The 23,470-nt window shown below is 44.1% G+C and carries 17 protein-coding genes, 3 tRNA genes, 1 pseudogene and 1 other annotated feature; of the genes and pseudogenes, 10 read left to right on the forward strand and 11 right to left on the reverse strand.

The features are described from left to right. From PV763_RS10250 to glyQ, 4 genes and pseudogenes are all read right to left on the reverse strand, one after another. Window positions 1–799: pseudogene (locus PV763_RS10250) on the reverse strand (IS3 family transposase); the annotation flags it as partial. Next, window positions 408–524 (reverse strand) — a sequence feature (AL1L pseudoknot). (Overlaps the previous pseudogene by 117 nt.) 101 nt (window positions 800–900) lie before the next feature. After that, window positions 901–1,071 (reverse strand): hypothetical protein, encoded by a 171-nt coding sequence (locus PV763_RS10255; RefSeq protein WP_017398057.1) that lies wholly within the window; start codon window positions 1,069–1,071, stop codon window positions 901–903. Between the two features lie 67 nt (window positions 1,072–1,138). Continuing rightward, the gene (glyS, locus tag PV763_RS10260) at window positions 1,139–3,208 is read right to left on the reverse strand and encodes a glycine--tRNA ligase subunit beta (protein WP_005267524.1); all 2,070 of its coding nucleotides are present in this window, start codon (window positions 3,206–3,208) and stop codon (window positions 1,139–1,141) included. After that, window positions 3,208–4,191 (reverse strand): glycine--tRNA ligase subunit alpha, encoded by a 984-nt coding sequence (gene glyQ / locus PV763_RS10265; RefSeq protein ID WP_005102966.1) that lies wholly within the window; start codon window positions 4,189–4,191, stop codon window positions 3,208–3,210. The genes glyS and glyQ overlap by 1 nt, the downstream gene beginning before the upstream one ends. 312 nt (window positions 4,192–4,503) lie before the next feature. Here glyQ and PV763_RS10270 point away from each other — a divergent pair, with 312 nt between their 5' ends. Beyond that, a complete protein-coding gene (locus PV763_RS10270) occupies window positions 4,504–5,310 on the forward strand; it encodes a transglutaminase-like domain-containing protein (protein WP_420937794.1) in 807 nt (268 codons plus the stop codon). A gap of 244 nt (window positions 5,311–5,554) precedes the next feature. Further along, window positions 5,555–6,664, forward strand: a complete 1,110-nt coding sequence (locus PV763_RS10275; RefSeq protein ID WP_004278539.1) for an HPP family protein — start codon at window positions 5,555–5,557, stop codon at window positions 6,662–6,664. Between the two features lie 37 nt (window positions 6,665–6,701). On the opposite strand, the gene PV763_RS10280 is transcribed toward PV763_RS10275, so the two are convergent. Both PV763_RS10280 and PV763_RS10285 read right to left on the reverse strand, forming a co-directional pair. Continuing rightward, window positions 6,702–7,136 carry a hypothetical protein gene (locus PV763_RS10280; RefSeq protein WP_004647357.1) on the reverse strand — a complete coding sequence of 145 codons (435 nt, stop codon included), beginning with the start codon at window positions 7,134–7,136 and terminating at the stop codon, window positions 6,702–6,704. A 351-nt stretch (window positions 7,137–7,487) separates the two neighbouring features. Beyond that, complete coding sequence (locus PV763_RS10285) at window positions 7,488–7,763, reverse strand: PspC domain-containing protein (protein ID WP_004278536.1); 276 nt, start codon at window positions 7,761–7,763, stop codon at window positions 7,488–7,490. Between the two features lie 244 nt (window positions 7,764–8,007). On the opposite strand from PV763_RS10285, the gene PV763_RS10290 reads away from it, so the two are divergent. Then, the gene (locus PV763_RS10290; RefSeq protein ID WP_420937795.1) at window positions 8,008–8,697 is read left to right on the forward strand and encodes a hypothetical protein; all 690 of its coding nucleotides are present in this window, start codon (window positions 8,008–8,010) and stop codon (window positions 8,695–8,697) included. 182 nt (window positions 8,698–8,879) lie between these two features. On the opposite strand, the gene PV763_RS10295 is transcribed toward PV763_RS10290, so the two are convergent. From PV763_RS10295 to PV763_RS10315, 5 genes are all read right to left on the reverse strand, one after another. Continuing rightward, window positions 8,880–8,955, reverse strand: a tRNA-Lys gene (locus PV763_RS10295). A 75-nt stretch (window positions 8,956–9,030) separates the two neighbouring features. Beyond that, window positions 9,031–9,106, reverse strand: a tRNA-Lys gene (locus PV763_RS10300). Between the two features lie 20 nt (window positions 9,107–9,126). Next, window positions 9,127–9,202 (reverse strand) — tRNA-Lys (locus tag PV763_RS10305). Window positions 9,203–9,397: 195 nt separating this feature from the next. Beyond that, window positions 9,398–11,239, reverse strand: a complete 1,842-nt coding sequence (locus PV763_RS10310; protein WP_005102975.1) for a long-chain-acyl-CoA synthetase — start codon at window positions 11,237–11,239, stop codon at window positions 9,398–9,400. Window positions 11,240–11,412: 173 nt separating this feature from the next. Further along, window positions 11,413–14,892 (reverse strand): Rne/Rng family ribonuclease, encoded by a 3,480-nt coding sequence (locus PV763_RS10315; RefSeq protein ID WP_004647360.1) that lies wholly within the window; start codon window positions 14,890–14,892, stop codon window positions 11,413–11,415. 766 nt (window positions 14,893–15,658) lie between these two features. Between PV763_RS10315 and PV763_RS10320 the strand changes: the two genes are divergently transcribed. The 7 genes from PV763_RS10320 to PV763_RS10350 all read left to right on the forward strand — a co-directional run bounded on the left by PV763_RS10320 (window position 15,659) and on the right by PV763_RS10350 (window position 23,416). Continuing rightward, window positions 15,659–16,615, forward strand: coding sequence for an RluA family pseudouridine synthase (locus PV763_RS10320; protein WP_004278531.1), 957 nt, complete (start codon window positions 15,659–15,661; stop codon window positions 16,613–16,615). Window positions 16,616–16,753: 138 nt separating this feature from the next. Beyond that, the gene (locus PV763_RS10325) at window positions 16,754–17,422 is read left to right on the forward strand and encodes an HAD-IA family hydrolase (protein WP_420937796.1); all 669 of its coding nucleotides are present in this window, start codon (window positions 16,754–16,756) and stop codon (window positions 17,420–17,422) included. A gap of 407 nt (window positions 17,423–17,829) precedes the next feature. Continuing rightward, entirely contained in the window at window positions 17,830–18,627 is a 798-nt protein-coding gene (locus tag PV763_RS10330) for a 2-keto-4-pentenoate hydratase (protein ID WP_004647361.1), read from the forward strand. A gap of 24 nt (window positions 18,628–18,651) precedes the next feature. Then, on the forward strand, window positions 18,652–19,548 hold the full coding sequence (locus PV763_RS10335) for an acetaldehyde dehydrogenase (acetylating) (RefSeq protein ID WP_420937797.1): 897 nt from the start codon (window positions 18,652–18,654) through the stop codon (window positions 19,546–19,548). Window positions 19,549–19,560: 12 nt separating this feature from the next. Further along, window positions 19,561–20,580, forward strand: coding sequence for a 4-hydroxy-2-oxovalerate aldolase (gene dmpG / locus PV763_RS10340; protein WP_005102984.1), 1,020 nt, complete (start codon window positions 19,561–19,563; stop codon window positions 20,578–20,580). A 429-nt stretch (window positions 20,581–21,009) separates the two neighbouring features. After that, window positions 21,010–22,269 carry an OprD family outer membrane porin gene (locus PV763_RS10345; protein ID WP_216986519.1) on the forward strand — a complete coding sequence of 420 codons (1,260 nt, stop codon included), beginning with the start codon at window positions 21,010–21,012 and terminating at the stop codon, window positions 22,267–22,269. A 286-nt stretch (window positions 22,270–22,555) separates the two neighbouring features. Further along, the gene (locus PV763_RS10350) at window positions 22,556–23,416 is read left to right on the forward strand and encodes an alpha/beta fold hydrolase (protein WP_213686461.1); all 861 of its coding nucleotides are present in this window, start codon (window positions 22,556–22,558) and stop codon (window positions 23,414–23,416) included. The last annotated feature ends 54 nt before the right edge of the window (window positions 23,417–23,470 follow it).

A 23,470-nucleotide genomic window follows, 5' to 3' on the forward strand; every position in this document is an offset into this window, starting at 1 on the left:
ATTGCTCGTGAGAACACATCAATAATAAAGGCGGTATAGACCCAGCCTGAATGAGTTTGAATATACGTAAAGTCACTCACCCACAGTTGGTCAGGATGATCAGCATTAAAATTACGTTTCACTAAATCATCTGCTCTTTTTTGATCATCTCGGCTACGGGTGGTTTGTTTATTCTTACCACGCCAAACACCTTGTATACCTAGCTTCTGCATCAATCGAGCAACTGTACAACGTGCAATAATATAGCCTTCACGTTTCAATTGTTGCCAGACCTTACGCACACCATATCGACCTGAACTTTCTTTCCAAATTCGTTTAATTTGTTCAGCATGATGCTCATCATGTAGATCTCGTTTCGCTCGATGTTCTGGATTGTCCGCGAGATCTAAAGTTCGGTAATAGGTTGAAGCTGCGATCGGTAAAATCCTACAAATCGCATCAACACCATATCGATCTTTATTGTTATGGATGAAATCCACCATTATTTGTGTGGGCGGTCGAGCTCCGCCTGGGCGAAAAAAGCGGCTGCTTTACGTAGAATTTCATTGGCACGCTTTAATTCTTTAATTTCACGTTCCATTTGCTTCATTTTTTCTTGATCAGATATCTGTTGTACTTTAATAGGATTTTGCTGATCTAAATGCTTTTGATGCCAGGCACGAAGTGTTTCAGGAGTACAACCAATCTTAGGCGCAATTGCTGTGATTGCAGCCCAAGTAGAAGGATAATCTTTTTCAGATTCAATTAGTAATTGAACCGCTTTTTCTCTGATTTCAGGGGTATATTTTAATTTTGTCATCGGGGTAGTCTCTCAGAATATTGACTCTCCGACAAACCCGGTACGGTTCAAGGATTATTTTGAATTAAGTCTGGGAAAATACTATATAACTCTCGAATAACTTATTGTTTAAAAGCACTTTCATTGTTTTCAAATTTAATATTATTTCTTTTCTCAATATAGTCTTGAGGATATGTAGCAATTAATTTATCAGCAATAAATCTAGCTGTAAATTTTTGGTTAGGATTAGATTTTAAAAATTCTAATGCTTTTTGTGCTTGTGATAATTTCATATTATTGAGAAAAATAAAAAACCCCACTATTTCTAGCAGGGTTTTAATTTTATTTCAAATGTCTGACTTAGTGCTGTAATACCGAAATATCAGCCACTTTCGTAAACAAGCCTCGAAGCTGCGCAAGCATACGTAAACGGTTTGCTTTCAGGTCAGCATCATCAGCCATCACCATGACGCCGTCAAAGAACGCATCCACTGGCGCACGAAGTGCAGCAAGTGCAGACAACGCAGCAGTATAGTCTTTAGCAGCAAATAACGGCTCAACTTGAGGCGCAATTTTAGCAAGTTCAGCGAACAATGCTTTTTCAGCATCTTCAACCAAGTTTGCTTCAACTACAGCACCTTCAGGAGCAGTTTCTTTTGCCAAAATGTTCGCAACACGCTTGTTTGCAGCAGCAAGCGCAGCCGCTTCAGGCAATGCGCGGAAGTGATTGACCGCATTTACACGCTTGTCAAAATCAAGTGGAGATTTTGGCGACAAGGCTTGAACTGCCTGAATCACGTCTACTGCAACGCCTTGGTCTTCGTATTTCGCACGGTAACGACCTTCAAGGAATGCCACAGCATCCGCCAAAGTCTTGTCGTGATCTTTCAATACATCGCCATAAGCAGCAAGTGCAAGTTTGATCAAATCTTCAATTGAAACATCAAGCTCGTTTTCAGTCACAAGACGCAAAATACCAATTGCAGAACGACGTAGTGCAAATGGGTCTTTAGAACCTGTAGGCGCTTGACCAATACCGAAAATACCTGTGAGCGTATCTAAACGATCCGCAAGAGCAATGGTTGTACCAGTTTTGGTTTTCGGTAAAACGTCACCTGCGAATTTAGGTAAGTATTGCTCACCTAAAGACTCAGCCACTTCCGCATTTTCACCTTCAAGACGTGCGTAGTAAGTCCCTGCAATCCCTTGAAGTTCAGGGAATTCACCCACAAGCTCAGAGGTTAAATCGCATTTTGCAAGAAGTGCCGCTTTTTCAGCATCTTCCGCTTTTGCACCTGTAATAGGCGCAAGCGCAACAGCCAATTTTGCAATACGTTCAGACTTGTTCCAAAGCGTACCAAGCTCTGCTTGGAACACCATGTTCGCAAGTTTTTCTTTACGAGACGCAAGCGGTTGCTTTTGATCTTGCAAGAAGAAGAATTCAGCATCAGACAAACGTGGGCGAACCACTTTTTCGTTACCTTCAATAATTTGTGTCGGGTCTTTCGACTCAATGTTTGACACAGTAATGAAGTACGGTTGAAGTTTATTGTCGCTATTCACCAAACAGAAGTATTTTTGGTTGTCCTGCATCGTCGTAATTAATGCTTCTTGAGGAACAGCAAGGAAGCGTTCTTCAAAGCTTGCACGTAGCGCAACAGGCCATTCAACCAATGCAGTCACTTCGTCACGAAGATCACTTGGTACAATTGCGATGGCATTCACTTCATCCGCCAATGCTTTCACTTGTTGGTCGATGATCGCTTGACGCTCTTCAAAAGAAGCCACAACATGCGCTGCTTTTAACTTCGCAAGGTATTCGTCAGCATGCGCTAAAGTGATCGCTTCAGGCGCGTGGAAACGGTGACCATACGTCACGTTACCCGCTTTATGATCTTGAATGGTTGCATCAATCACATCGTTATCTTTTAACAACACCACCCATTTTACGGGACGTACGAATTCAGTACGGCTTGCCGCAGAACGCATACGTTTTGCAATTGGAAGATTGTCCAAAGCATTTTGTAAAATTTGTGGTAGTAAAACGTCAAGGCTTTGACCTTTCACGTCTTTCAAGAAGCATACTTTTTCAACTTTACCCGCTTGGAAAGTCGAAACTTGGTCAACTGTGATGCCTTGACCACGCATAAAGCCTTCAAGGGCTTTAGTCGGGTTGCCTTCAGCATCAAATGCAGCTTGCTTCGCAGGGCCATCAAAACGTTTTTGTGTATCTGCTTGCGCAGCATCAACGTTGACGATTTTAAGTGCAAGACGACGTGGTGCTGCATAGGCTGCGATTGAATCGAAAGCAAGACCAGCATCTTTTAAGCCTTTTACGGTTTCTGCATGTAAGGCATCACGTAATTTTTTCAGGCTTTTTGGTGGAAGTTCTTCACAACCCAATTCGAACAAAACGGTATGTTTAGACATTATTTGCTCTCCTTGTTTGCTTCTTTCGCTTCTGCTTCAACTTGCGCTTTTAATTGTGCCAACACTTCATCACGTAATGCAGGTTCAGCCATTGGGAAACCAAGTTCCGCACGTGCAGCCACATAACTTTGTGCAATTGAACGTGCCAAGGTACGTACACGTAAAATATAACGTTGACGTTCAGTCACAGAAATCGCGCCACGCGCATCCAATAAGTTGAAGCTGTGTGATGCTTTCACGACTTGCTCATATGCAGGAAGTGGAAGTTTCGCTTCAATTAAGCGCGTTGCCTCAGCTTCGTAAAAATCGAACAATTCAAACATTTTTTCAACGTTGGCATATTCGAAGTTATAGGTCGATTGTTCCACTTCATTTTGATGGAATACATCACCATACGTTACCGTACCGAACTGACCTTTGGTCCAAACCAGATCGTAAACCGAATCTACACCTTGCAGATACATCGCAAGACGTTCAAGACCGTAAGTGATTTCACCAGTCACTGGGTAGCATTCAACACCACCGACTTGCTGGAAGTAGGTGAACTGAGTCACTTCCATACCGTTTAACCAAACTTCCCAACCTAAGCCCCAAGCACCCAGTGTTGGAGATTCCCAGTTGTCTTCTACGAAACGAATGTCGTGTACCAGTGGGTCAATACCAATCGCTTTTAATGAATCAAGATAAAGCTGCTGGATGTTGTCCGGGTTTGGCTTAAGCACCACCTGGAATTGGTAATAATGTTGCAAACGGTTCGGGTTTTCACCATAACGGCCATCTTTCGGACGGCGTGACGGTTGAACGTAAGCGGCATTCCAGGTTTCAGGACCCAGCGCACGAAGGAAAGTCGCAGTGTGGAATGTCCCTGCACCCATTTCCATATCATAAGGTTGCAAAATGACGCAGCCTTGCTCCGCCCAGTAAGTTTGTAAGGCAAGAATTAAGCCTTGGAAGGTATCAATATGCGATATGGCGCGACTCATGGTCATCCACTTAAAATTAGAGAAAAATTGTGCTCAATTATAAGGACTTTGCAGGGGAGTGGCAAAGGGTTAATGTGGGGATACTTTTCTGAAAAAAATAAAACAGGCTTAAAGGATACGCGGTATTTAGAGTCTTACTGCATTTTTAGCTTGGCTGGTCGATACGGGCCGAGCTGAAAATCAGGAATAAACCAGATGTATGGCATGCCGTTAACCGGAGAGTCATAAAGTTCAACGGATCTCATACGATTGCTGCTCTAAAATTAGTTTAATATTCACGCAATATAATAATGCTTAAAAATAAGGAACTTCATGACCACTTACCAAATTCAGTGCCATTTAAAATACAAGGTCGTGCAACCGACAGAATTTATTTTTATGCTTCAGGCGGCACATCATTCCGATCAGAAGATTCTCGAAGAACAACTCAGCTTTAATCTGCCGGTGGTATGGCATGAATTTCAGGATGCTCAGCATCAAAATCGTCATATCCGGCTACAGGTCGAACCCTGTGAGACTTTTGAGCTGAATTATACGGCGACAGTAGTCCATCATCCGAGCCTCTCTCTGGAACTTCAGCAGGGTCTGAAAGAAGTGGCCATTCCTGAGCTGCCCGATGAAGTATTGCCTTATTTGCTGGCCAGCCGTTATTGCAATTCGGATTTATTGCTGGAAATGGCGAAACGCTCATTTGGCTGGATGACACCAGGTTATACTCGGGTCAAAGCCATTGAACAGTGGATTTATAACAATATTTTTTATGTGTCTGGCAGTTCTGACCAGTTTACCACTGCCACAGATGTACTGGTGCATCGTGCAGGCGTATGTCGTGACTTCGCCCATTTAGGCATTGCCCTGTGCCGTGCCTTGGGAATTCCGGCACGCATGGTGGTCGGTTATGTGGAAATTGAAAAGTTTTTACCCGATTTTCATGCCATTTTTGAAGCCTATTTAGACGGTGGCTGGGTGCAGTTTGATCCGACCCGTTTGGCTCCGGTCGAAAATCTTATTCGGATCGGTACTGGAGTCGATGCCGGAGATGTGGCATTTTCAACCTATTATGGTGAGGTCGAACTGTTAAAAATCCAGCCACTGATTCAACCTGAAATGAGCCATTAAGCTGTTTTAAAAAAATTTGAACAACGATTTAAGCAGAAGGTTAGAAAGGATTTTTCCATACAAATGACTACCGGTAATAAAGTGATCATTCTATAAAAAGCCGAATGAATGTTTTAATCTGAGTGAAATATTGTTTTAAAAAGCCTGCATTCGCGAATGATGAAAAGATGTAAAACACAGATGCCTTTCATCGGGCTTGGTTCTATAATGCCCAAAATCTACAAACAATAAGATCAGGCGCACTGTGTTTCATTCCCATCTCGACTGGCTCAATACCTTAAAACCAAATTTCAAAGTCCTTCCACTCAAAGACCGTTTGCTCTGCGGAGTTGGAGCACTATTGGGTTTGGTGGTTTCGTCTTTGTTGAGTTTATGGATTCTGGGGGATTTTGAAGCCTGGTATATTGCCCCGATGGGCGCATCCTCGGTATTGCTGTTTGCAGTGCCTGCCAGTCCTCTGGCACAGCCCTGGAATATTCTGGTCGGCAATACCATTGCTGCGGTGATTGGCGTGAGCTGTGCCTTGTTAATTGCCAGTCCGACCGAAGCCTTTAGTGTCGCCGTGGCCTTGGCGATTGTCCTGATGATGACCACAGATTCCCTGCATCCACCGAGTGGCGCCGTGGCCATTACCGCAGTGCTGGGTGGCCAGCCGGTGCATGAACTGGGTTATGCCTTTGTATTTTATCCGGTGCTGCTCAATTCAATTCTGCTCATGGTGATTGCGATTGTCTTTAACCGGATGATTGGCAAGGATTATCCACAGCAAGCCCAGTTAAATACCCGTTCCAAGGATCCGACGCCGACCCAGAAAGTCACCATTCAACCTCAGGATATTCAGGAAGTGCTGGATCAGCGCACCGAGCTGCTGGACATCAGTGAATATGACCTGCAAAAAATCATTATGGAGGCACAAAACCGCGCCAATGCGCGTGCAGTGCATGAATTTAGCTGCCAGGATATTATGACCAAGGATGTGGCAACCCTGCATGAAAATGATGATATTCAGCACGCACTGGACAAGTTCAAACAGATGAACCTGATGAGCCTGCCCGTCGTTAATGCCGATGAACAACTGGTCGGTACACTGGCAATGTATCAGGTGGTGGAATGGTTCAAGCGCGCTGCCGATGTGCGCAGTAGCTGGGAACATCAGGTCAAACATATCATGACCCGTAAGGTGATCACAGTGCAGCCTTTACAACCCATTCAGGATCTGGTGCCATATTTTGTCGAGCGTTCCTTCAACTATATTCCGGTGGTGAGCGAGCAGAAATTGGTGGGAATTATCAGCCGGGCAGACATGATTGCCGCACTCAATCAGGAGCTGAATCATTTTAAAATGAAAGCTTAAAACCGGATTAAAACAGAAGTTAACAGGCAGGGCGTGATCAACTCTGGTCAGCTTGCCAGCTGAGAAAACTGTAAAATAGTGCCATCGGCAGGGAAAAACACAGCAGAAACAAAAAATGGGAACTAAAATTTTCACTTGGAGGATGCGAGATATAAGCCAGAATCAGGGTTCCCAGTACGCAGCTCATTAAAATCGTGATGATATTAAACAGCTGATAATGGCATAGCAGCAGGTGAGTCACTAATAGAAAAGGAAAGACCATCACCCAGTAAGTCAGGCAGACAAAAAAGCTAATAAAAAGCGCTGCAAACAGACTCTTGAAAATGGAGAAAACCCCATAACTGACTTCATGAAATAGCGCATAAGGGAATAAAATTACAGCGATGATCAAAGGTGCAAGCGCGAGGTTAAATGTCATTTTCCAGGGAGAATTCTGGATCGGTCGGGATATGAACTGAAATATCTTATCCATAAATGATTTAACGCTTCTATGATTTTTAGACTATATGAAATTTATACTTTTTTATTTTTAGAGCATACACTTTTTACGATCAGCGACAGCTTAAAAATACGTTAAGTGAATGCTAAAAATATATTTAAGCAGATTTTTTTATATCAATCGCAGGATGCAGTTGATCTTGAATCAATCTGAAAGATAAACAGAGAGGCTAAAGCTCAGTCATCATAAAAGATAGGCAAAAAAAGCCACGATAACTTGGGGAAATTACCGTGGCATCAAAATTTCATCCCATTTAACCGGGGTGAAAGAGGAAGCTCTGCGATGAAACTGGTTAAGAACGCTTGTTAAAAATGACTGTACAGCTTAATAGCGTTTATCCTGATTCACTGTACGCACAGGATTTTGATAGCCCTGAGGTTGATGAACGCTGTCATGATCAATTCTGTACTGTTTTTTCGGCATGATTAACCACAACACCAGATAAACCAAAATACCCGGGAAGGCGGCACTCATGATTGAAATCACCACAAAAATTAGACGTAATAAATTTGCGTTCCAACCAAAACGTTCAGCAATACCACCCATCACACCTGCAATCATGTTTGAGCGGTTAGAGCGATATAAACCAACATTGGCCATTAAAATCTCCTGATTAAAAATAGGTGTGAATCCTAAAACTAGATCCATACTTAAAGAAATGGAGTTTGCTTAAGCTTTTTAAAGTGCTGATTAAAAATAAAATCGTTAAGTAATGTTAATAAAGATTAAAACCAGATCTAAGAGCTACTAACATAGTGAAAATTCTATTGAACTCTTGTGTAAAGTTCAGCAGCTTTGCTGTGTGCTTTTTGCTCGCCATTTTTCCTATTTAGGTTTATTAAAAATGAAATTGGATGTATCCCGTTGTACATTAAGCAGTTTTTTTAAATGTAGCCTGGTGTTGGGGAGTATGGTGATTTTGCAGGCTTGTGATCAGCAGCAAGTCAAACCTGAACAGGAAAGTCAGGCGACCTCAGAAGAAGGTGTTAAAATTTCCGCTCCCAATACAAAGGCCGATGTAGTGACCGTCAGTGCCAAATCCTTAACTCAGGTCGCAGGGCAGGCGACTCTTCCGGCAGAAGCTGATTTAAACCCGGCAACTGTACCAGAGGATGCCAAGGCGTTTATAGGCCGCTATCATACTGAAATCGACTGTGATGGCCGCTTTGCGCCTTGTACTGAAGGCAAGGCAGAATTTATTTTGACTTTACTACCGGACGGTACGGTGCATCGCAGCATTTTACAGTATGGCAAAGTATTTATTGATAATACCAAAAACAGCACGGCTCACAATATCACCTACCGTAAAGACCGCTGGTTTATCAATCCGGAACGTACCGATGTGGTGGTGAATCTCAAAGAAGGGGCGAGCTTTTACTATAAGATTAAAGATTCAAATCACTTGGTCATGAATCTGGAAAAAATCTATAGTGAAAAGGAAAGAACCAACCGGGAACTATTTGATCGCGGCTATCCGGCACCTTCAAAAGCCTATGAACTGGTCAAAGACACATCCTTTCATATTCAAAAATAATGCCCGATAAAAATCGGCTGATCTGGTCGAAAGCTTAATTCAAATACGATTTAGATTAGACAATAAAGGCGAGTGGTGGGGACGCGTGAGCATAAAATCTAGGCGCAGAAATACACGACCAAAACATCGCAATTTAATTAAAATATCATGAGGGAAATCAGAGAAACATTCTAAGGGAAGAATGGTGGGTCGTCCGCGATTCGAACGCGGGACCAACGGATTAAAAGTCCGCTGCTCTACCAGCTGAGCTAACGACCCTGAGGAATAAAAATGATAATGACCATTTTTATGACGCAAGAGTGTGGTGTACTTTTACGTGATCCTTTCGGAAGATGGTGGGTCGTCCGCGATTCGAACGCGGGACCAACGGATTAAAAGTCCGCTGCTCTACCAGCTGAGCTAACGACCCATCAAGGAATATCAAATAAGTGGTGGGTCGTCCGCGATTCGAACGCGGGACCAACGGATTAAAAGTCCGCTGCTCTACCAGCTGAGCTAACGACCCTGAACCATCATTCAAACCAGGTTTGAATGTGCAGTGCAAGTCAAGCTAAATAGCTTAAAGCACCACTTTGTTTGATGGAGCGTATTGTAGCAAGATCTCATTTCAGCGCAAGCAAAAAATAACAAAGTTGCCCATGTTTGATTATAAATACAACAATTATGCTTTATCTAAACAAAAAATAGGCAACTTCAGTACTTAGAAGCGATATTGATAGGCCTGAATATTGGCAAAAATCTCTGCGGTGAGCTCGAAATATGCCGTTGCACCTGGCAATAACACCAGCAGGCGTTCATCGGTTTTACTCGGATCAAATGCTTGCTCTTTCAATTTATTTTTCTGATATTTAAAGGTGCCTGTGGTTTCAACTTGCTGTTGTACGCGTAAAAATACTGGTACTGCATAAGCTGGTAAGCATTTTTTAAAGCAAGCGGCCATGGCTGCTAAATCTGCATCATCCAATTTTACATCGGGTTGCAGGGTAATCGCGGCCATACCGGCACGACCATTGGTATTGGGAATTTCTACGCCATACACCACCGCTTCAACGATTTTGTCATACTCGGTCAGCATGTTTTCCACTTCAGTTGTAGAAACATTTTCCCCTTTCCAGCGGAAAGTATCACCCAGACGATCGACAAACTGCGCATGACGGAAGCCGATATTACGCATCAGATCCCCGGTATTGAAGTAAGCATCACCTTTGGTAAATACATTCTGCATGATGACTGACTTGTTTTTTTCGAGGTCGGTATAGCCATCAAAAGGTGAACGACGGGTGATTTTACCAATCAGTAAACCAGTCTCGCCCTTTTTCACCCGTTTACAACGGCCTTTAAGGTCTCGTACCGGCTCATTTTTATCTTTATCAAAGGCAATAATGGCATACGGTGTGGGTGAGAAACCGACGGTATTGTCAAAATTGAAAATATTGCTAAAACCGACATTGCCTTCACTGGAGGCATATAGTTCCAGCACTTCCTGAATGCCAAAACGGAATTTAAATTTATCCCAGATATTTGGGCGCATCCCATTTCCAATCATCTTGGTCACGCGGTGGCCTTTTTCCAGTTCAGATGAGGGAGCATCCATCAGATAGCGGCACAGCTCACCGACATAACCAATCGCAGAGGCATCAAATTTTTGTACATCCTTCCAGAAAGAGGAGGTCGAAAATTTACGCCGAATCGCCAGGGTGCTGCTACCTGCAATGACACCGCACCAGCACACCACCATGCCTGTGGCATGATAAAGCGGCAGGGTACAGTACATCACATCATCTTGATTGAGGTTTAGCACATGCCCATAGGTGCCATAAGCGAGCGTCCAGCGGCCATTGGTAAAGATCACCGCTTTAGGTAGGCCCGTCGTGCCCGAGGTGTAAATATAGAACAGCCCGTCTTTGCCCTGCACCGAATGGGTGGTTGATGGATTGACTTTGGGAGCAAGATCGGTTTTTTCAGCCAGGTTGATAAAGCCTTCAGGCGCCTGACCCGGATCGGCTTGAGTATTTTGATCCGCAAACCAGTGTAAGCGGTCACTGCTAATATTCAGGTCATTACGAATCTCGTTAACTGCATGACGGCACTCTTCGCCGACAATCAGGGCAATCGGTTTGACCAGGTTGATACTATGCGTCAGCACCTTGCCGACTTGAGAGGTATTCACTAAAGCGGTCGTCACACCCAGTTTGGCCAGACCAATTACACTGGCAATCAGTTCAGGACGGTTCTCGACCATCACGGCAACGACATCACCTTTCTTGGCACCCAAGGATAGATAGAAATGGGCAATCTGGTTGGCCCAGGCATTGAGAGCAGCATAGCTATAGCTTTGCTCTTCAAAACGCAAGGCAATGCCTTCCGGGTTACGCTTGGTGGCTTTTTCAAAAGCCAGACCCAGGCCGGCCGGTGTGTTCGGAGTACGTAAATATGCCTGTCTTAGACCAGTGAGCAAATTGGGCACTTTGGTCAAGAAAGCCGGGATTTTGGCAGCGACATCTGCAATCCCAATCAGATCGTGTGGTTTCATTTGGGTCATGAGAATCCTATTTATTTTTCGTATCCGATACGTTCAATTTATATACAGTAGACGAGCTAGCCATCTTTTAGCGTTAAAACACTAGTGCAATCAACCTATTCTGACTAAATCTAGCAAAAAAAACCTAGTCACCGAAATGACTAGGTTTTTTTATATGACTGCAATTGAGCAAATTATGATTCAGTTGCAGTATTGGCTTTTTTCGGTGGACGACCACGTGGACGACGTGGACGAGCAGCCTGTTTCTCCGCTTTTTCAGCTTCGCTGGCTTCAGTGTCTTCTGTTGTTACTTCGGCCTGATCTTGGGCTTCTGTAACAGGAGCTTGTGATTCAGCATTTGCTTCAACTGGCGCAGCATCTTCAGGTTGAGCTTCAGTCACTGGAGTCTCTTCTGCAGGAGCTGCATCTACTGGTGCCGTCGTTTCAGTGGCTTGTTCAGCTGGCTGAGCATTTACGGTTTCTTCAATAGCTACTTCAGTGGCTACTGGAGTTTCAGTTGCTGCTGCTTCAGCTGACTCTGCTTGCGCTTCTGCTGCTACAGGTGCTTCTGGCGCAGTTTCAACTGCCGGAGCTGTTTCTACTTTAGCCTGTTGCTTGGCTTGTTGTAGGGCCTGTTCTGCAGCCTGTTTAGCTAGACGGCGACGCTCACGTGGATCGTTTGCGACACGTTTGTCCGACACCGGTTTTGGTGGAGTCAGGTCCAGAACTGGAGCAGGCTCTGCTTCAACCTTGGCTACGGTTACTTGAACATCACGGGTAACCGGTTTTTTCTCTGCGGCAGGCGATGCTGCAGCCACCAGACTCGCGTTGTACTCTTTTGTGAACTTCTCTAGAGCACGGTTGAAGGTTGGCAATAAACCAAACTGTTCAATCAGTACGGAGCAGTCTTCACCATAAACATGGCGAATCAGGCTACCAATGGTGAACTGACCCAATGTTGGTACTTGTGACGGAGTCAACTTCTGAACTGTGGCCTGTTGAGGCTGGCCTTCACGCTGCTGACGGCGACGCTGACGCGGATCGTTGCTGGCACGTGGTTTTTCAGCACTTGATTCTTCAGTTGGCACAACTTCTTCAACAGGGGCTGTCAGTGCAGCTTCCACTACATTTTCAGCCGCGGCTTCTTCAACTGGCGCATCTGCCAGTGCAGTAACTTCAACCGCTGGCGTTGCAACTGCAGCATTGTCATTCAATGCCACGATTTCGCTTTTTGCCTGGTCAATATTCACGACCATAGCGGTTGGCATCACGACTTGACGTGGTGCATCAACCAATTCAACACGAAGCTGCTTGTCGTTGACTGCTGGAGCTTCAACGACTGCAGGTGCTGCTTGTTGAGCCTGCTCATTCAGCACGCTTGGATCGCGGTGGCGATTTGGACGTTCCTGACGTGGCTGGTTACGGCGGTCACGACGTGGCATTGCCTGTTGTGGCTGTTGTTCATTGTTTTGAACATCATTTTGCTGAGATGGCTCGTTGTGATGCTGACGGCGAGAATTACGCTTGTTTTCACGTGCTTCATGACGTTGCTCTTGACGAGATACCTGAACCACTTCTTCATGCACCTGATGTTGCTGAGGAGCGGAAGCTTCAGACTGAACCTGCTCACGCGGTTCTTTGTGCTTCGGATTACGTGGTTTTTTGTTGTTATGACGCGGTGCTCTTTCATCACGTTCAGCCGGTTTTTCAGCATCACGTTCCTGTTTTTGCGCTACAGTCGATGGTGCCAGGTAAGCATTGCTGCTTGCCGGAGCAGCAGGTTGAGATACTTGCTGTGGAGCAGGTTGTGCCACCGGTGCAGACAATTGACCGAACTGACCACGGCTCACCGCACCGCCATTGATCATTTGTTCAATTGCTGCAGCTGCATTGTTGGCAGTACGCGATTGATCAACAGTCGCAGCCTGTTTTTGAACAAAGAGGTTTTCTAACCAGGCACATGGGCTAGATGCAGGAGCAGCAACTTGTGCTTGGGCAGGAGCTTGTTGCGCAACAGGTACTTGCTGTGCATTTTGGTTTTGCTGGTTACGGCGTTTATTGTTTCTGCCGTTGTTTTGCTGTTGAGCAGGCGCTGGTGCAGCAGCATGCGTATGTTGTTCTTCTTCTAAATGCCATTCAGATGACTCATAGCCCAACTCTTTTTCACTTGAACGAGTTGCTTCAGTACGTTCATAGCTGGTTGGTGCAAAGCCTTCGGCATTATAAGTGATTTCATAATGCGGTGTTTCCAGATGCGGATGCGGCAGCACAGTGACACGTACATTTGAAGTCTGTTCTAAATAGACCAAGGTGTGACGTTTTTCATTCAATAAGAAGGCAGCAATTTCGACTGGAACTTCGACTTGAACTTCACCATGACGTTCACGTAACGCGATCTCTTCCACTTTACGCATAATCGAAAGTGATAAAGAACGAAGATCACGAACCATGCCGGTACCATGGCAGCGTGGGCAAACGTAGCCAGTCGCTTCTTCAAGAGAAGGACGCAGACGTTGACGGCTCATTTCCATCAAACCAAAACGTGACAATTGACCGAACTGGATACGGGCACGGTCACTTTGCGTCGCTTCACGCAGCTTCGCTTCCACCATACGCTGGTTGCGGTCTTTAGTCATGTCGATGAAGTCGATCACCACCAGACCACCGATATCACGTAAACGTAATTGACGCGCGATTTCTTCTGCCGCTTCAATATTGGTATTTAACGCGGTGTCTTCAACGTCGCTACCGCGAGTCGATTTTGCCGAGTTAATGTCAATTGACACTAAAGCTTCAGTTTGATCGATTACGATCGAACCGCCTGAAGGAAGTTTTACTTCACGTTCATAAGCAGTTTGAATTTGACTTTCAATCGCGAAATGCGCGAATAAAGGTTCATTTAAGGTATAAGTTTTCAGTTTTTCTAACTGACGTGGCATTACCGCTTTTACGAAGTTATAGGCTTCGTTATAGGCTTGTTCTGAGTCAATCAGGATTTCAGCAACATCATCACGCAGGTAGTCACGAATGGCACGTGTTACCACACCCGCTTCCTGATGTACCAGCATTGGCGATGGGCCTGAACTTGCCGTGCTCTGGATTTGTGCCCAAAGGTCTAACAAGTGTTGTAAGTCGAGTTGCAATTCTTCTTGTGAACGGCCAATCCCGGCAGTACGCACAATCACACTCATACCACGTGGCACGTTCAGTGTTGCCAGCATTTCTTTCAGTTCTTCACGCACTGAACCGGAAATCTGACGGCTGATACCACCACCTTTCGGGTTGTTTGGCATTAATACCAAATAACGGCCAGCAAGTGAGATAAAAGTAGACAGGGCAGCGCCTTTGTTGCCACGCTCTTCTTTTTCCACCTGAACCAGAAGTTCGGTGCCTTCAGTGATCAGTTCACGGATATTCGAAGTTTGGCGAGGGTCGGCTTTGTAATATGAATTCGCGATTTCACGCATTGACAGGAAGCCTTGGCGACCTGCACCGTATTCAACGAATACAGCTTCTAAAGAAGGTTCAACGCGAGTCACGTGACCTTTGTAGATATTGGATTTTTTTTGTTCACGGGTACGATTTTCTAAATCAAAATCGTAAAGACGCTGACCAGTGACAAGTGCAACGCGAATTTCTTCGGCATGTGTTGCATTAATCAACATACGTTTCATGGGTGTAACACCTTATAGTGATACACAGCAAAAAATCGCTATACACGTAGCGAACATCACACATCACGGATCAATGGCTCAAATCTGCAATGAATTTCATTGTGGTTTGAGTCTTTTATGACCGAGCTCTATTTAATATAGATGGGCTTCGGTTTTTGATTCACGTATTGATGATGGCAATACGGCTTCAATCTTTAAACGGATTAAAGTCACCTGAACGCTTCACTGGCGGACGAGCGGTGCATTGGATGTGTGTAACTTTCACTGTCACATTGCTCGAAGATCATCCCTTCTTTATAGAAAGTGTCTTGATACGGAATTGTCGTCGTATCTTTACAAACTGTGCAGATCCAATGCATCAACGCTGTAGCCTGAAGTCGTCTTCAGGTTGCGACTAATCTGATGTGTATCAGTTTACGTTTAAAAACCAACAAAGTTGGCGACATATTTTTTAAGACAAACTGATTTATGTACCTGAGGTACAATTAAACGCAACAGTTTGCTTTGTTTGCCGATATAATAAGCCTTCGGCGTGGCATAATTCTTTGGGGACCTTCCCGTATCATGTGAGTCTTTAATTGAACAATCAAGTTCAGAAAAATCTGAAATGATTCAACTTTTACTCACAAACGATGGTTTCCGTGCGCTGACTATATCAAACCTTGCATCATCTGCCTATGGGCTAAGCTTATGTTTCTTGTGTAAAGCATAACCTAAGTGATCAGTTTTTAATCAATTTTAGTATTTTTTGGGTCATAGTAACTGTATGAATTCTACGCAACAATGGCAAAACGTCACTTGGTTTGAAGTGGATGAACATCAAGATGGACAACGCATCGATAATTTCCTGTTTAGTCGTCTGAAAGGTGTGCCAAAAAGCCGTATCTATCGTCTGATTCGTGAAGGCCAGGTTCGCGTTAATAAAAAACGCATTAAAGCAGAAACCAAACTCGCAATCGGTGACCAGATTCGCGTTGCGCCGATTCGCTATGAACAAAAAGATGAATCTGCTGCACCTGTTTCTGACAAAGTGGCACAAGGCTTATTGGCCCGTGTGATTTATGAAGATGAAGGTTTGATGGTCGTGAATAAACCTTCCGGGATTGCTGTGCATGGTGGTAGCGGTGTGGCCTATGGCCTGATTGAGGGCTTGCGTGCCGCAACCGGTAAAAAGTATCTGGAACTGATTCACCGGATTGACCGTGATACTTCCGGTCTGGTGATGATTTCCAAAAAGCGTAGCGTGTTGAAAACATTACAAGATATGTTGCGTGAACATAAAATCAAAAAAACCTATGCCGCTGTGGTAAAAGGGCAGGTCAGTCTGGATAAACAGCTGATTGATGCACCTTTACATCGTTATGAGCTGGCCAATGGTGAACGTCGCGTCTGCGTGTCACCGAAAGAAGGCAAAGAGTCTAAAACCCAGTGGAATGTGCAAGAGCGTTTTATGCATGCCACATTGGTGTATGCCTCTCCGCTTTCTGGTCGTACCCATCAGATTCGTGTTCATGGTTTGAGCATTGGTCATCCGCTAGTAGGCGATGAAAAGTATGGGCATGAAACGGAATATCGTGGGCCAAAACCACGCCGTTTGTGTTTACACGCAATGCGTCTGGACATTCCAGGATATCCAGCGATTGAAGCGCCATTACCGGAAGATATGCAGAGTCTGGTGGCGCAGTTAAGAGCGCAGAAAGCGGATAAACCGGCTGCTCAGTAAGGACTTATTTTTTTCTTTTAATAAATTCAATCCACCCTCACCTTCCTTTGAAAAGGAGGGAATTCCCCTCTTTCTTAAAGAGGGGCTAGGGAGAGGTGTTAAAGCTACTTAACCCTGAATCAAATCTAGGAAATCTTTATGAACATACCTGCAAAATTGGTCATTTTTGATTGGGATGGCACTTTATTTGATTCAGTTGGTCAAATCGTGGCGAGTTTGCAGTTTGCCGCACAGCAATTTCAGCAGCCTTTAACGAATGCAGATGCCAAAAGCATTATTGGCCTAGGTTTGCCTGAAGTCGCGCAGCGTTTATTCCCGGCAGTACCAGAATTACATACGGATATTTTGCAGGCTTATTCCGACCATTATGTTGCCAACTCGTCAGGAGATTCCTGGTTTGAAGGCGTAGCGCACATGCTCGCAGATTTACAGCAGCAAGGCGTAAAGCTGGCTGTTGCTACAGGTAAAAGTCGTAAAGGTCTGGATCGTGTATTGAAACAGACGAACAGTGAGGAGCTGTTTGTGACTACGCGCGCAGCCAGCGAAACCCATTCTAAACCTCATCCACTCATGTTAGAAGAAATTCTGGCGGAAACCGGTGTGCAGGCTGAACATGCGATTATGGTCGGTGATACGTCTTATGATCTGGAAATGGCGAAAAATATTGCCATGCCAAGCGTTGGGGTAAGTTATGGCGTGCATGCGCCTGAACTTTTGGCTCAATTTAATCCAGTCTGTATCGTGGATGATGTGGCTGCTTTACATACTGCATTGTTGGCTAAAGTCCAATGGAAACAAGCAGTTTAATCCATTATCTTGGTTGCAGTGAAAAACAAGTATTTCCCCGGTTTGAATTGGCTGGGGAGTGCTGCAGATTTAATCGCTGGTTCTTATCTTTTAGTCTAAAGTCGTAATTGTACTGATTTTATTCGGTCATATTATGGCAGTTATTTTGCTAAATAACGATGTGTTTTAAATAATAAGATTTTGTTTTATTTAGTTTTTCATAAATTATTCTTATAGATAATAGCTATAGCAAAAAATAAAATAACTATTGGCACAAACGCCGTATTTTTCCCATCCTAAAACTGTTTATTCCTATGCTCGCTCTGAGAAAGGCAGTCCATACGGATGATCAGCCTGATCATGTCCATATTTTCTGTCCCTCTTAGATCCCGGCATAAGCCTAATTTTTGCAGTTTAAGGAAACATTGATGTCGAATTCTGCTGTTGTTGAATCAGTTGCACAAGCACTTCGTAGCGCTGAATTATCACAAACTGCGATTGCACCGATTCGCCCGGAACTTGGCGGTGAAAGTGCTGACGTAGATATCGCCTATGCCGTTCAGGAAGTGAATACCGAGCGTGCTTTGTCTGAAGGTCGCCGTCTGGTGGGTCGTAAAATCGGTTTGACGTCTAAAGTCGTTCAAGCGCAACTGGGTGTAGATCAGCCGGATTTCGGTATGTTATTTGCCGATATGGCTTATGGCGATGGTGAAGCAATTCCAGCCGGCCTTCTGATTCAGCCGAAAGTTGAAGCAGAAATCGCATTGGTGATTAACCAGGATTTAACCAAAGAAAAACACACGTATGCAGACATTATCAGCGCAACTGATTATGCACTGCCTGCAATTGAAGTGGTCGATAGCCGTATCGAAAACTGGAAAATTAGCCTGATTGATACTGTGGCGGATAACGCATCTTCTGCTGCATTTGTCTTGGGTTCTCAGCCGGTTAAGTTAGAAAAACTTGATCTTGTGAACTGCAAGATGGTGATGACGCGCGGTGAGGAAGTCGTTTCTCAAGGCGTGGGTAAAGCATGTCTTGCAAACCCATTGAATGCTGCTGTTTGGCTTGCAGATGAAATGGTGCGTCGTGGCCGTCCGCTTTTAAAAGGCGACATCATCTTGACGGGTGCTTTAGGTCCAATGGTTGTGGCGCAACCAGGTGATGAATTCAAGGTTGAAATTGAAGGCTTCGGTTCAGTAACCGCTGCATTCGCTGCTGAATAATCAAGATTCCAAGAGAGTACATTCATGAAAAAGATTAAATGTGCAATGATCGGTCCAGGGAATATTGGTACTGATTTGCTTTATAAATTACAACGTAGCGAATGGTTAGAGCCTGTTTGGATGGTGGGGATTGACCCGACTTCTGAAGGTTTGGCGCGTGCTGCGAAAATGGGTTTAAAAACCACAGCTGAAGGTGTCGATGGTCTGCTTCCTCATGTGATTGCTGATGACATCAAAATTGCATTCGATGCAACTTCTGCCTATGTCCATGCTGAAAACAGCCGCAAGCTGAATGAACTTGGCGTGTTGATGATCGACTTAACGCCTGCTGCGATTGGTCCATTTTGTGTACCACCAGTCAACCTTGAAGCATTGCTACAAGCGGGCGAAGTACCAAACGTGAACATGGTGACATGTGGCGGTCAGGCAACGATTCCGATGGTGGCTGCGGTTTCTCGCGTTCAACCTGTTGAATACGGCGAAATCATTGCAACTGTATCGACTAAGTCGGTTGGTCCGGGAACGCGTAAAAACATTGATGAATTCACACGTACCACTGCGGGTGCAATCGAGAAAGTCGGCGGCGCGAAACAAGGTAAAGCGATCATTATCATTAATCCGGCTGAGCCACCTTTAATGATGCGTGACACAGTACATTGCTTGGTTGAAGGTGAGCCGGATCAGGCAGCGATTACTGAATCTGTACATGCCATGATCAAGGAAGTTCAAAAATACGTACCAGGTTACAAGCTGGTAAATGGTCCGGTATTTGATGGCAACCGCGTATCAATTTACTTGGAAGTTGAAGGTCTGGGTGACTTCCTGCCGAAATACGCAGGCAACCTGGATATTATGACTGCAGCAGCTGCACGTACTGCAGAAATGTTCGCAGAACACGTGTTCAACGCCGCTGAAGCTTAAAGGAATACCAAAATGTCTAAGATTATTGTTCATGATATGACTTTACGTGATGGTATGCACCCGCAGCGCCATCAAACGACTGTTGAGCAAATGATTGCAATTTCAACAGCACTTGATGATGCCGGCGTACCTTTAATTGAAGTAACGCACGGTGACGGCCTTGGCGGTTCATCAGTGAACTACGGTTTTGCTGCTGCAACGGATGAAGAATATTTATCCGCTGTTGTGCCACGTATGAAAAATGCAAAAATTTCTGCATTGCTTTTACCTGGTATCGGTACGGTTGACCATTTGAAAATGGCACATGAAATTGGTGTCTCTACCATTCGTGTGGCGACGCATTGTACTGAAGCGGATTGTTCTGAGCAGCACATCACCGCTGCACGTAAACTAGAAATGGACACCGTCGGTTTCTTAATGTTGGCGCATATGGCATCTCCTGAAAAATTGCTTGAAGAAGCAAACAAGATGGTGTCTTACGGTGCAAACTGTATCTATGTGACAGATTCAGCAGGTTATATGCTTCCTCAAGACGTTATTGATCGCGTAGGTCACTTACGTCAACACTTGGACCCAAGCATTGAGCTTGGTTTCCACGGTCACCACAACTTAGGTATGGGTGTATCGAATACTGTTGCTGCTGTTCAAGCAGGTGCAGTACGTGTTGACTTGGCATCTGCAGGTTTGGGTGCTGGCGCAGGTAATACGCCACTTGAACTGTTTATCGCTGTGGCAAACCGTATGGGTATGGACACTGGCGTTGACTTGTTCAAAGTACAAGATGTTGCTGAAGATCTAGTGATTCCAATGATGCACAACCCAATTCGTGCAGACCGTGATGCGGCTACTTTAGGTTATGCGGGTGTTTACTCTTCATTCCTGTTGTTTGCTAAACGCGCTGAAGCGAAATATGGCGTATCTGCACGTGAAATCCTGATGGAACTTGGTCGCCGTGGTACGGTAGGTGGTCAGGAAGACATGATTGAAGACCTGGCATTAACCATGTCTAAAGCGCGCGAGTTACAAGCTTAATTTTTAATGCATTCGTATTAAAATAAGGCTAATAAAAAAGCATCCGATTTGGATGCTTTTTTATTATTAAGTAGATTTAATAATATATTAAAACTCTGATCTCAGATATTTTAGTTATAGTGCTATGTGAAGATTATTTCAGTTTAATTTTTTCCTTAAACATAAAAACGATAAATAAAAAATATTATCTTAAAGTTTTTAAAAAAATTGCGCTTATTAATAAAGGAAACAGAAATTTGAATTAAATATCTGGTCAAATTTTTATTTTCTTTAATCGGTTTAAAATCTAAGAGATTGAGTGCTTAAATCTGGGCTTGGAATATGCAGAGCTAAAAGAGCAAAAGTTTAATACTGTGGTCGGATTTTTTATTTAAACCGACTTGCGCATGATGGCTGCATGGATTTTATCAGCTGAATGGGGAACTCATCATGCGTCGTCACAATTTATGGATTGCAATGCTTACTGCGACAGCAACTTTAGGGACAACTGCAACGAATGCAGACTTTATTGACGACAGCAATGTTCAACTCAAATTTAAAAACTTTTATCTAGACCGTCAGTATCAAGATGACTACTCATCACGTAATTGGGGTTCTTGGTCACAAGGGGTGACTCTGGATGCCAAGTCCGGTTATCACGATATCGGTGGTGGTGTGCAGGTTGGTGCTGATGTACTGGTGCAACATGCAGTCAAACTCAATGGCCGTGATAAAAATCCGGACTGGGTTTTACCGCACGATGGCAAAGAGTCAAAAGACCATTTCGGTAAAGTCGGCGCGACCTTAAAAGCCAAAGTGTCACAAACTGAACTGAAAGTCGGTGAGTTATTGCCGGTATCTCCAGTCTTGGTATTCGATCCATCGCGTCAGTTATTGACGACTTATAGTGGTGCCTGGTTAGAGTCTAAAGACCTTAAAGATACCAAGTTAACTTTGGCGTATATTGATGGTATTAACAATCGTTATGATAATCAATTCCGTGATTTAACTAAATTTAATCCACCACAATTTGATAATGGCGCTGAATCAGATGGTATGTGGATTGCTGGTGTAGATCATCAACTAACAAAAGAGTTGGGTGCAAGTTATTGGTATGCCGATGTTCAAGACATTTATCAACAGCATTATCTAGGTGTGAATTACAAAACTGCGCTTGGTGAAAAAACCAAATTAGATAGCCATATTCGTTACTTCGATAACTCGGAGTCAGGTGACAAGCTATATGGTGAGATCGATAACCAGGCTGTGTCTGTCGCCGCAAAAGTGAATCATGGTGCACATAGCGTAGGTGTGGGTTACCAGCAAATGTTTGGTGATAGCGCATTCCCGACATTGGGTGGCTGGGTGCCACAGCCTTATCTGGCGAACTGGGGGGTAGCGACCTTTACCGCGCCAGAAGAAAAGTCATGGAGTGTTTCTTATGGCTATGACTTCTCTGAAATGGGTGCAAAAGGCTTAAACGCAACAGCCGTATATTTCAAAGGTTATGATCAGAAAGGTACTGGGGCGTATCAAGGTCAAAACTTCAACACAGATGAAGTAAATGCAATTGTTAATTACACTGTGCCAGAAGGTAAATTAAAAGGTTTGGGTATACAGGGAATGTATATTGATGTGAATTTTGCCAATCCAGCAAAACCAGACCTGCAAGAATACCGTGTCGCCACCACTTATACGCATAAATTCTAATACCCGTATATTTTAAAAGCAGTCAGTCTTCTGGCTGCTTTTTGGTTTAAGCGTTGCATTGTTTCATTAAAGGCTTGGATTGAGTAGTGTTTTATTTTAAATTAATATATAAAACAAATACTTAAATTATATCTATTTTGTAGGGTGCAATCGTAATTTTGTATCAGTTTGCTGCGGCTGAGCGGTTAATATAAGGGTGTACACAAGTCATTTTAATGAGTCAACTTGACGTCGAATTCTTGAAAATAGAGGGACACGCAAGCGAAAGACTGTAAGAGGAAGCAATATGAGCACTGTTCAAATCCCTGACTATCAAACAGATCCATTCTTTGGCTTAGAAGACAAATGGATTGAAACCGCTGAAGGCGAGTTGACCCATTACCACGAAATTGGTGAAGGTACGCCTATTCTATTTTTACACGGTTCAGGTACAGGTGTATCGGCTGCAGCAAACTGGTGGTTAAACCTGCCACAAATTGGCGAGCAGGCGCGTTGTATCGCGATTGATACCGTTGGTTATGGCCAAACTGTGGTTGCGCCGGGTACTGAATATGGTATCCGTGCCTGGGTAGATCATGCGATTCGTACGCTAGACGCTTTGGGTATCGAAAAAACCTGGTTGGTCGGTAACTCTCTGGGTGGCTGGTTAGCATTCCAGATGGCATTGGATTATCCAGATCGTATTTTGGGTATCGTGTCTATGGGTACGGGCGGTGCGAAACAGACAGCTGCACTTAAAGCTCACGCAAACCCAGTTCTTACAGAAGAAGGAATCAAGAAAACCCTTTCTATGTTTGTCGTAAACAAAGACCTGATTACAGATGAACTGGTAAAAGTACGTTTTGCTTCTGCTGCAAATGACTATGCATCAAATCGTTTAATGGATGTGGTTGGCGCACGTGACCGTGACCGTTTCGAATTCCCATTAGACTTCGAAAAAATGAAAGACATTACTGTGCCTGTACTATTGATTCATGGTACGCAAGACGTGGTGATTCCGGTTTCTCGTACTTGGGACATCCTGAACATCGTGCCAAATGCTGATGCACATATCTTCAGCCAATGCGGTCACTGGTCTCAAGTTGAAAAAGCAGATGAGTTCAACACTGTGATCAAAAACTACCTGGCTGTTCACGGCGTAAAATAAGTTTGATATAGTTTTAAAAAAGGATGGCTTTGGTCATCCTTTTTTATATCGGAA

Source organism: Acinetobacter sp. AS5, from assembly GCF_048957595.1.
GTDB lineage: Bacteria > Pseudomonadota > Gammaproteobacteria > Pseudomonadales > Moraxellaceae > Acinetobacter.